Here is an 11270-nt window from a genome sequence, read left to right as displayed (position 1 = left end):
CCCCGACCCCCTCGGTGTAAACGAGGTGCTCTGAACCAACTGAGCTAATCGCCCATTTCCTTTTTAAGAACGTGTAATCGTTTGTTGATTACGGGTGCAAATATACGACTGTGATTTTACTTTGCAAGCTTTTTTGAATATTTTTTTTATAAAATTTCAGCTACCACAAATGTGCTCCCCCCTATATATATCAAGTCCTCAGCACCTGCTGTCTCCTTCGCTTTTGCGTAAGCATTTGGTATTGAACTACAAACCTCTCCCTTCAAACCAAACTCTCTCGCTTTAGCAGCTAAAATCTCAGGTTCTAGCCCGCGTAAATTATCTGGCTTAGCAAAAAAATATTTTGCTTCTTTTAGCAATAAAGGAAGGATAGAATCTAGATCTTTATCATTCACTACACCAAAAACGATGTATAAATTGCGGTAATTTTCGTGTTTTAACTGATTCATCACGATAGTTAACCCGTGAGAATTATGTGCTGTGTCTGTAATTATCTTCGGATTCTGACCTAAAACTTGCCATCTACCTAATAATTTTGTGTTCGAGACCACATGAAGAAGCCCTTCTACTTCGGCTTTTTCTGTTATATGGAATGATTTTCTTAGTAATTCTATGGCTTGTCTTACGGTACGGATATTAGATTTCTGATAATCTCCTTTTAAATCTGAGACTAATGCGTTGTCTATATAGGTATCTTGAGCAAAATAGATATCTGCAGACATCTCTTTTGCCTTACTTATAAATACAGGTTGTGTATGCTCATTATACTCTCCTATCACTACAGGTACACCTTTCTTTATAATACCTGCTTTCTCACCTGCTATAGCTTCAAGTGTATCTCCTAAGAATGCTGTGTGATCCTTACCTATATTAGTAATCACAGAAATCAATGGATGTATAACATTAGTCGCATCTAGACGACCTCCCATTCCCACTTCGATTACAGCTACATCTACTTGCTCCTGTTTAAAGTATTCAAAGCACATACCTACTGTCATCTCAAAAAAGCTCAGCGAATTCTCTTCAAAAAAGGGTTTGTTACGTCCAATAAAGTCGATTACAAAAGATTCTGATATCTCTACCCCATTGATCTTGATACGCTCTCTAAAGTCCTTTAGGTGCGGAGAAGTGTACAACCCTACTTTATATCCTGCTTCTTGTAGAATAGAAGCAATCATAGAAGAGGTAGACCCCTTTCCATTAGTACCAGCTATATGTATCGTCTTCAGGCTATCTTGAGGATTTCCTAAATGATTAATTAGTTTTATTGTATTGGATAAATCTGCTTTATAAGCTATTGCCCCTTTTTGTTGATACATTGGCAATTGATTAAACATCCATTCTAAGGTTTCTTGATAATTCATATTCAAAAAAATAGGACTACTGTCCTACTTTAAAATTAATAACTATAAATCCGACTTGAATATTCGGTGCGTTGTCATCTGCTTTCCATCTAAATGTCTTGGCAGTAGCAATAGCTGCATCTGTAAGGCATTTAGCAGAGTTCGTTGTCCCTTTAGTGTGTTGTGCAGATACGACCTTTCCGCTCTTATCTACTCTTATCTCCACTACTACAGTTCCTACCTCATTACATTCAGGCACTACTTGTCCTCTATTGGCTAATGCACGTCCATTCAGTCCCCAGCTAGTACCGTTACCACTACCATTCCCCTTACCGCTACCATAAGTAGAGTTAGAGTACATATCTCCATCTAGCTTTCCTTGATCTCCTCCTTTAGTAGAGTTCCCTTGTCCTTCAGACTTTTCTCCAGCTGTCTTTGGCCCATTAATAAGGCTAGCTAGCGCATCAGTTGTACTTTGACTAGGTTTTGGGTCAGGTTTAGGTTTGACAACTTCTTTTTTAGGTTCTTCTTTTGCTTTTGGCTTATCCTCCGTTTTTTTTACTACAGGAACATCTACCTTATTTTGGGTAACAACAGGCTCAGCTGTTGTCTCAACAGGAGTAGCTACTTCAAGCTCTGGTTCCATAGCGATAGGTTCTGTCGGCTGTACATCTCCTTTCCCTACTTCACTATTCCCAAAGTTAATAGCAATCTCACCACCTAATAAATAAGGTTCTTTTTCCTGAACAGGAGTTATAATTTTATAAAAGAAAAACAACAAAAAAAGAAGCACAAAAACTGTTGAAGTAATTGCAAAAGCCTTTTTTTCACTTTCTGTTTGTAATATCTTCATACCTACTTTGGTTCCACTGCTAATACAATCTTATAATTATTGCGATAAGCAATATCCATCACAAATACTGCATCCTCTACAGGAACACCTTTAGCGACATGCAATACTACATTAGGATTCTCTATTGTATTTAATTTATTTTTCAGTCCCTCTTCTAGTTCTTCAGGCATCACTTTTTGTTCATTGATATAATAGCTAGACTGGTCATCTACACTCACAGCTACAGTCTCTACTACATCAGCTTTACCATCAGAATTAGGAAGTATTAAATCTAGTGCATTAGTACTCGTCATCGTAGTAATGGCTACCATAAAAAATATAAGCAATAAGAATACGATGTCCGTCATAGACGACATATTAAACTCTGCAGATACTTTATTTCTACCTCTTATATTCATTATGCTGGATCATTTAATAGGTCTAAAAATTCTACTGCATTTGCCTCTAACTGATGTACAATCTTATCTATCTTACTCACAAGGTGATTATACCCTACATAAGATATAATTCCTACAATCAATCCAAATACTGTAGTCATCATCGCTGTATAAATTCCTTCTGATAATACACTCATATCTATACGAGCAGAGCTAGCTGTAGACATCTCATGGAATGCCATCACCATCCCTACTACAGTTCCTAAGAATCCTGTCATAGGTCCTGCTCCAGATAATGTTGCTAACAGATTAATGTTTTTCTCCATCTTATACACTTCTAGCTTCCCTGCATTCTCTATCGCAATATTAATATCCTGAAGCGGTTTCCCTATTCTAGATATACCTTTTCCGATTAGGTGAGATACAGGTGTATCAGTATTTGCACATAAGAGTTTAGCTTGATCTATCTTTCCTTGAGATAAGAACATTTTTATCTGAGCCATAAAGTTATCATCTATGTTAGACGCATTTTTAATAGCGAAGAAACGCTCTAAATATAGGTACAGAGCCATAAATAACATGATAAAAATAATGATCATAATAGCCTGCCCTATTGGCCCACCACTAAAGATAATTTCGCTAAGAGCTAGTTCTTTTTTAACGGCTGCTTCTCCAGCTTCTGCTGCATTAGCTAATTTCTGTGCTACTGCTGTTGTATCCACTTGTAAGAAATGAAACATAAATAATTTGAGTTTTAAAATTTTAAAAGTCTTTTTCTGTTGTTCTATATTGTGCAAAATCGATATAGATTATTCTCATTCTATAATCTCATTTACTTCATGATAACGAAAAAAAATGAGATTTAATATTCAAAATATCAAAAAAAGTGAAATTTTGTCTTTATAATCGTTTGCCATTATAGTTCAAAATGAGTTCAAAGATAAAATGTTTTGTATGTATAATTATACATAAACGCTATATTCTTTATATAACATTCATGCTAGTCATTATCCCAGCTAGTTCACCTACTAATTAATACACTCGTATACAATTCCATACAAACATAATCTTCCTCTTCTGAATAAGCTAATTTACCTGTGTATATACCTCGTGTATTCTACCTGAGCTATGATCATACTTGGCTCCAGTAACACTAGCTAAGACATTCACTTCATCTCTCAATTTTAGTACTCCTAGTAAACCAAATATTATTGCTTCTTTATAATCAATCACTTCATCAGAAGGTCTTTCAAACAAAACGCCCTTCGCATATGCCTTAATCCTACTAACTAAGTAATCATTTTTAGCTCCTCCTCCTGTGACTAATACACGTTGTCCTTCTTTAACACCGATACCTGCTGCAATTTGGATAGCAATATGCTCTACTAGCGTAGCTAAATAATCTTCTACAGATAAGGTATATTTATTAAGAATAGGTTTTATATAAGCATTTAAGAACTCTATCCCCAATGATTTAGGCGCAGACTGCTTATAGAAATCAAGTGCATTTAATTCTCTTAGCAGGTCTTCATTAATCGTTCCTTCTGAAGCAAGCATTCCTTTATCGTCATACTCTAAGCCAAGTTTTGCCACTTGTTCGTTAAGCAAGGTATTCACTGCGCTAATATCATAGGCTAATCTATAATTAAGCCTCCCTTCAAAAGAGATATTAGCAAATCCTCCAAGATTAAGACAAGCTTCGTATTCACTAAATAACAAGCGATCTCCTATAGGTACTAAAGGTGCTCCCTGTCCTCCTAACAGAACATCTTGTACTCTAAAGTCACATATTACCTTCTGCTGTATTAAGTCAGCTAGTATAGGCATATTCCCTATCTGTAAGGTATAGCCTAGCTCAGGCTTATGAAAGATAGTATGCCCGTGTGAGCATACAGCATCTATATCCTCTATCGTTTTATCTTTAATGAATTGATTAATCACAGTGGCTAAATAGGTGGTATAGCGTACATCTAATATTTCTATTTGTTTACTATCTAGATCGATTGCATTCTTTAATTGTTCTTTCCACTGAGCACTATAAGCGACAGTATCGGTACAGTGCACCTCAAAGCTCCACTTACCACTTTCACAATTAAAAGTGATATAAGCCAGGTCTATTCCATCTAATGAAGTACCTGACATAACTCCGATGATATTATATTGGTATTTATTCATAGTATAAAGATTGGTTTTTTACTATAATCTACAAAAGTTTAAGTACAATATTCATTACATTATTCACTTATCAATACAGGTTCTTTAAAATAACAAACATTGTTTCGTCCAAAAATAAATTATAATCATTTTATGCATCAAATTTAAACAGAATCTAAATTGAATAATTGTTTTAAATCAATTATATTTGAGAGCTACAAAAATTAGAACAACTAAAAAATTAAGAGACTATAAATGGATTTTAAATTTACAGAAGAGCAATTAATGATTCAGCAAGCTGCTCGCGACTTTGCTCAAACAGAATTATTACCAGGTGTAATTGAAAGAGATGAACATTCTAAATTCCCAACAGAACAAGTTAAAAAACTTGGTGAATTAGGATTCTTAGGAATGATGGTAGATCCTAAATACGGAGGTAGCGGATTAGACAGCGTATCTTATGTATTAGCTATGGAAGAAATTGCAAAAGTAGATGCTTCTGCTGCTGTAGTTATGTCAGTAAATAACTCATTAGTATGTGCTGGTTTAGAAAAATATGCTAGTGAAGAACAAAAACAAAAATACCTAGTACCTCTAGCTTCAGGACAAGTAATCGGTGCATTCTGTTTATCAGAGCCAGAAGCAGGGTCAGATGCTACATCTCAAAAAACTACTGCTGTAGATATGGGAGATCACTATGTACTAAACGGTACTAAAAACTGGATCACGAATGGTAGTACAGCGGACTACTATATCGTAATCGCTCAAACTGATGTAGAGAAAAAACACAAAGGAATCAATGCATTCATCGTTGAAAAAGGATGGGCTGGTTTTGAAATCGGAGCTAAAGAACAAAAAATGGGAATCAGAGGATCTGATACACATTCATTAATGTTCACAGACGTAAAGGTTCCTAAAGAAAATAGAATCGGAGAAGACGGATTCGGATTTGCATTCGCAATGAATGTATTAAACGGAGGACGTATCGGTATCGCTTCTCAAGCGTTAGGTATCGCTCAAGGTGCTTACGAATTAGCATTAAAATATTCTAAAGAGCGTAAAGCTTTTGGTACTGAAATTATCAACCACCAAGCGGTTGCATTTAAATTAGCTGATATGGCTACTCAAATCACTGCTGCTAGAATGCTTTGCTTCAAAGCTGCTGCTGAGAAAGATGCAGGTCAAGATATTTCATTATCTGGTGCTATGGCTAAGTTATTCGCTTCTAAAACAGCGATGGATACTACTATAGAAGCAGTACAAATCCACGGTGGTAACGGATATGTAAGAGAATATCACGTAGAAAGAATGATGCGTGATGCTAAGATCACTCAAATCTATGAAGGTACTTCTGAGATTCAAAAGATCGTTATTTCTAGAGCTATTGCTAAATAAGCATTACTCAATCCTTATAAAAAAAGGCTATTAACCACTTGTGTTAATAGCCTTTTCTTATTTATTGTACATTGACCTTTATCGGTAATTTAAATGTTGTCGGGACACGTCTGCCATTCTGAGAAGCAGGTTGCCACTGAGGCATTGTTTGAAATACAGCTATAATATCTCTCTTTAAATAAGGTGGTAGATATCCTTGTACACTCTGAATAACAATATCAGAGAATGTACCATCTATACCTACTGTAAAGTTCACATTAAAACGATACTGCTCACCTTGATTTAAATAATGATCTAAATTAAGTCTATTAATCACATTCGCTCTAAAAGCGTCTTCCCCTTCATATGGACTTGCTTCTATTATCAGAGAAAAAAAAGGTTTACCATACTCTTCCTCCATGTATTCAATATTAGTATCCGCACTGTTAGAACTAACTTCTTCACCAGAAGCTGTAATTATTTCTTTCTCAGGGCTAATAGTTATATCAGTAATACTAGTATCATATTCTATAATATTCCCTCCTACTACTCCTACTTGTGTAATATCAGCTGGCATTTGGTTGTTAAACCTAACTCTTGGACCTTCAAAATAGTTTCCTAAAGGAATTTCTTCTACAGGTACATAGTCAATTATAGGACTTGTTAATAGATAATAAGCTTCGACAGTGTTAGCTAAGTCATTATTACTATCTGGAAGAGGAAGTAAGGGACAAAATACAATAGTTTCATCTTTTCTATTAGAATCAGAAGTAAACAAATAAGAACTACCAATAACTCCTAGACATAAGAATACACTTACTCCTAAAGCAAACAACATGATTTTAGCATCACTTTGTTTAGGATGAAAAGGGCTATAATAATATTTTACCGTACTCATAATCTTTTACTTACGTTATGTAAAAATAGCGTTTTTAAGATTAACAAATACCTTATAAGCAAAAAAAGACCTACTGTAAATAGTAAGTCTTTGTTTAAAACGTATTAAACATTGATTCGTGAGAATTTTCTTTTCTCTTTTTCATATAATTTAATCTGTACGATTCTACTTAAAGGGCAATAAACACCGCTAATCACCTAAACCAAAAATACAAACAAAAAGTTAAATACAAAACAAAAAACAACATTAATACCAAAAAAGATATACTTAAACAAAAACAGTTAAAAATAAACTTTAGCAAAGACTATTGCTTTTAACACAATCATTGAACTCTCTTTTGTAATTTTACACCAAACTTTATCTATACATGAAGCCACCTAAATCTATAAAAGCGAAGATTCTCTTTCTATACTTTACGCTATTTGCAGCTGCATTATTCTCTGGAGCGTATATTTATAAAGAGGCTAAAAAATTTACTATTCCTGAGGAGCATGTAATTGAAGAAAATAATAAAATCTTCTTAGTTACTAGTGCTATCAATAACCTATACAGTAGTGAAGCTTATAGTAGAACAGCTATTCTGAGTGGTAATAGTAAAGATATCAAGCTCTATTATAAAGAGCTCGACACCATCGTTAAGCAAATTAACTTGGTACAAACACATGTACAAGATCCTATTACAGTAGTGAAGCTTGACTCTGTTAAAGACCTACTTTCTCGTAAAAAAGTCAGTTTTGAAAACATTATCAAAGCTAGAAAAGATCTTTCTGCTGAAAACAAATACACTGAGGCTTTCTCTGAAATCTACAATATCCGTGAAGAAATAGAGAAAAACATACAACCTATCGTAATCCAAAGTAAAGAAAAGGAGAAAAGAAGTGGTTGGGCAAGGTTATTCAAAGGAGATCATACTGATACTATTAAAACAACTATTAACTATCCTAGTATATCTGACTCTATTATCAATGCAATGGAGCGTATCCTTATCGCTACACAAGAGAAAATCAATGACAAACAAAACAACTTGCTCAACCAAGAACAACGTTTACTGAAAGAAAACAAGATTATCACTGATCAGCTAAGAGGTATCCTACAGAATGTAGAACAAAATATACTTACACTATCTTATCAAAAGATCAATGAGTCAAAATCTAGAATTAGCGCTGCTTCTACCAATATCGCGTATATCGGAGGGACTGCACTAATCGTAGTTTTAATACTAGGGTGGATTATCATTAGGGATATCAATCAAACACAGGAATACAGAAATGCATTAGAAAAACTAAATAAAGAGAATGAAGTGCTACTGCGCAGTAAGTCTATGCTGCTCGCTACAGTAACTCATGATTTACAGACTCCTCTAGGGGGACTTATTGGTTTTACTGATTTATTAGATCAAACAAACCTTGATAACAAACAACAGAAGTACGTTAACAACATTAAGTCTTCTTCTAAGTATATCACAAATTTAGTCAACGACTTAACAGATTTCTCTAGATTAGAGAACAACAAAATAAGTATACAACAGAAAGCATTCAACCCTAAAGAACTAGTAGATAACACATGTAATATACTAGTGCCTAATGCTGAGAACAAAAACATAAAATTAAATTGGTCAATTGAAGATAGCTTAAATAGCAACTTTGTCTCAGATCCGCATCGTATAAAGCAAATACTAACAAACTTAGTCACTAACGCAATCAAGTTTACACAAGAAGGAGGAGTGAATGTTAGTGTTACGAAAGAAAAAGAATATATAGTCTTTAAAGTTTCTGATTCTGGAATAGGAATAGCAGCTAACCAAACTAAGAATATCTTTAACGAGTTTCAACAAGCTCATGATGGAATAGAAAAGAAATTTGGAGGTACTGGATTAGGACTTAATATTTCTAAAAGAATGATTGAATTATTAGGAGGAACTATTCATGTAGAGAGTATATTGAATGAAGGATCTACCTTCACCTTTACAATACCTATTATAGAAGCTGAAGAAGACACCAATATAATTGTACACACCAATGACTTACAATCTGTATTCCAATCTCTTAATAGGATAAATATAGTTGTTATAGATGATGATAAAGTACAGTTACAATTGATGGAAGAGATTCTTTCTCCTTTATTTAATAAAGTCACTGTAACTTTCGATCCTACATCCATAGAAGCTATTTTAAAAGAAGATCAATACAATTTGATACTTAGTGATATTCAGATGCCTAAGATGGACGGATTTGAGCTTATAAGTCATTTAAAGAAAAATACTGATTTTAAGACCATTCCTGTTATAGCACTTTCTGGTAAAAGAGATATTACAATGGAAGAATTCACTCAAGCAGGGTTTGCTTCTGCGCACCCAAAACCATTACAGCTTACAGAGTTACTAATTCTAATTTCTAATATTCTTAATCTTGACTATCAATTAAACAGTTCTAGAACTAAAGAAAAGAACATTGAAGACGCTAATAATCAAACAACAATAAGTGCTACTTATAACACGAATACACTAAAACAATTTATTGGAGATGATCTTAATGCTTTAAGGAACCTTCTAGTAATCTTTATAGAAAGTACAGAAGAGAACCTATTAGACATGCATTATGCTGAAGAAGATTTTGACTTAGAACAAATTGGAAATATAGCTCATAAAATGCTACCTATGTTCAGACAACTTGAAATTACATCCATTATACCTCTTCTAGAAGTACTAGAAGATAAAACAATAACTTTCGAAACTCAACTTGAACTAAGAAACTATATTGAGGTATTGGAAGATAAAATAAACTTAATACTTACTCAGATAAAACAGAATCACTTAGAAGAATAACTAATCAAAAAGCCCCTTAATACGAATATTAAGGGGCTTTATATATAACAATAATCTTGTCTATTATTTCAAACTAGCAACTGTTGTTAGCTCATCTGATTCTAATGTATAATCAATTGAATCAAACTCAAATCCAAACAAGTTGAAGAAGTCTTTTCTATATCCAGCTAAATCAGAAATAGCTTCGATATTCTCTGAAGTTACCTCTTCCCATAACTTAGCTACTGCAGATTGTACATCTTCTCTCATCTCCCAATCATCAACACGAATACGTCCTTCTGTATCTAAAGCTAAACTACCTCCATATAAACGATCAGCAAATAAACGTTGCATTTGCTCAATACATCCTTCATGAATATTTTTCTCTTTCATTACTTTATATAATAATGAAATATATAAAGGAACAACAGGGATAGCAGAACTTGATTGAGTAACTAAAGCCTTATTTACAGAAACATAAGATACACCATTAAGATCTTTAAGTAAATCATTAATTACTGGTACCGTAGCCTCTAAATCATTTTTAGCCATACCTATAGTACCATTTCTATAGATAGGGTAAGTTAATTCAGGTCCTATATAAGAATAAGCAACTGTTTTAGCTCCATTTGCTAAAACACCCGCTGCTTTTAAGTCTTCAATCCAGAATTTCCAATCCTCTCCCCCCATTACAGCAATAGTGTTATCAATATCGCTTTGTTCCTTAACAGGATCAATACTAATATTAGATACAACACCTGTATGGAAGTCTACTGTTTTATTAGTGAAAGGTTCTCCGATAGGTTTTAATACTGAAGCATAAGCTACACCAGTCTTTGGATGAGTTCTACGTGGCGAAGCTAAACTGTAAACAACTAAATCTACTTGACCTAAGTCTTTTTTAATTAGCTCTATAGTTTCTTTCTTAATTTCGTCAGAAAAAGCATCTCCATTAATACTCTTTGCATAAATACCAGCCTGTTTAGCTTGCTCTTCAAAAGCTGCAGAATTATACCATCCTGCTGTACCTGGTCTACCTTCTGTACCTGGTTTTTCAAAGAACACACCAATTGTAGCTGCATTAGAACCAAAAGCAGCAGAAATACGTGAAGCTAATCCAAATCCTGTAGAAGCTCCAATTACTAATACCTTTTTAGGTCCGTTTACTATTTGTCCTTTAGACTTAACATATTCGATTTGCGTTTTTACATTCTCTGCACATCCTTCTGGATGAGAAGTTAAGCAAATAAATCCTCTAGTTCTAGGTTGTATAATCATTATAAATCTTTTTCTACTTAGTTGAATTTAAACCAAGTTGCAAATTACGCATTTTATCACAACAATACATATTTATTATTATAAAATAACATATCTACAAATTCCTCATCTTCAACAAGAAACTTTAATTATGAGATAAAAACACACATGATATCGGGTATCACCAACAGCCATTAAAGTCATAAGCGTA

Annotated in this window: 9 protein-coding genes; 2 read left to right on the top strand and 7 right to left on the bottom strand. The window is 33.8% G+C overall.

The features are described 5' to 3' along the window. Positions 1-146 precede the first annotated feature (146 nt). From RT228_RS17590 to RT228_RS17570, 5 genes are all read right to left on the bottom strand, one after another. Positions 147-1364, bottom strand: coding sequence for a bifunctional folylpolyglutamate synthase/dihydrofolate synthase (locus RT228_RS17590; RefSeq protein WP_006261800.1), 1218 nt, complete (start codon positions 1362-1364; stop codon positions 147-149). Positions 1365-1380: 16 nt separating this feature from the next. Next, positions 1381-2196, bottom strand: a complete 816-nt coding sequence (locus RT228_RS17585) for an energy transducer TonB (protein ID WP_313139149.1) — start codon at positions 2194-2196, stop codon at positions 1381-1383. Positions 2197-2198: 2 nt separating this feature from the next. Further along, positions 2199-2594, bottom strand: coding sequence for an ExbD/TolR family protein (locus RT228_RS17580; RefSeq protein ID WP_006258674.1), 396 nt, complete (start codon positions 2592-2594; stop codon positions 2199-2201). After that, positions 2594-3313: a MotA/TolQ/ExbB proton channel family protein gene (locus RT228_RS17575; protein ID WP_006258675.1), complete on the bottom strand. Its 720-nt coding sequence runs from the start codon at positions 3311-3313 to the stop codon at positions 2594-2596. Before RT228_RS17575 ends, RT228_RS17580 begins: the two co-directional genes overlap by 1 nt. Before the next feature lie 346 nt (positions 3314-3659). Continuing rightward, complete coding sequence (locus RT228_RS17570) at positions 3660-4748, bottom strand: anhydro-N-acetylmuramic acid kinase (protein ID WP_073144368.1); 1089 nt, start codon at positions 4746-4748, stop codon at positions 3660-3662. Positions 4749-4982: 234 nt separating this feature from the next. Here RT228_RS17570 and RT228_RS17565 point away from each other — a divergent pair, with 234 nt between their 5' ends. Beyond that, entirely contained in the window at positions 4983-6122 is a 1140-nt protein-coding gene (locus tag RT228_RS17565; protein ID WP_006258677.1) for an acyl-CoA dehydrogenase, read from the top strand. Positions 6123-6183: 61 nt separating this feature from the next. Here the strand turns inward: RT228_RS17565 and RT228_RS17560 are convergent, their stop codons facing one another. Next, positions 6184-6999, bottom strand: a complete 816-nt coding sequence (locus RT228_RS17560) for a hypothetical protein (protein WP_016648876.1) — start codon at positions 6997-6999, stop codon at positions 6184-6186. Between the two features lie 367 nt (positions 7000-7366). On the opposite strand from RT228_RS17560, the gene RT228_RS17555 reads away from it, so the two are divergent. Beyond that, positions 7367-9823 carry an ATP-binding protein gene (locus tag RT228_RS17555; RefSeq protein ID WP_006258679.1) on the top strand — a complete coding sequence of 819 codons (2457 nt, stop codon included), beginning with the start codon at positions 7367-7369 and terminating at the stop codon, positions 9821-9823. A 63-nt stretch (positions 9824-9886) separates the two neighbouring features. On the opposite strand, the gene fabV is transcribed toward RT228_RS17555, so the two are convergent. Continuing rightward, complete coding sequence (gene fabV, locus RT228_RS17550; RefSeq protein ID WP_006258680.1) at positions 9887-11080, bottom strand: enoyl-ACP reductase FabV; 1194 nt, start codon at positions 11078-11080, stop codon at positions 9887-9889. Positions 11081-11270 lie beyond the last annotated feature (190 nt).

It is taken from the genome of Myroides sp., assembly GCF_032073645.1.
Taxonomy (GTDB): Bacteria; Bacteroidota; Bacteroidia; order Flavobacteriales; family Flavobacteriaceae; genus Flavobacterium; species Flavobacterium odoratimimum.
The sequence above is the reverse complement of the archived record's forward strand: the minus strand, read 5'-3'. Positions and strand labels throughout refer to the sequence as shown.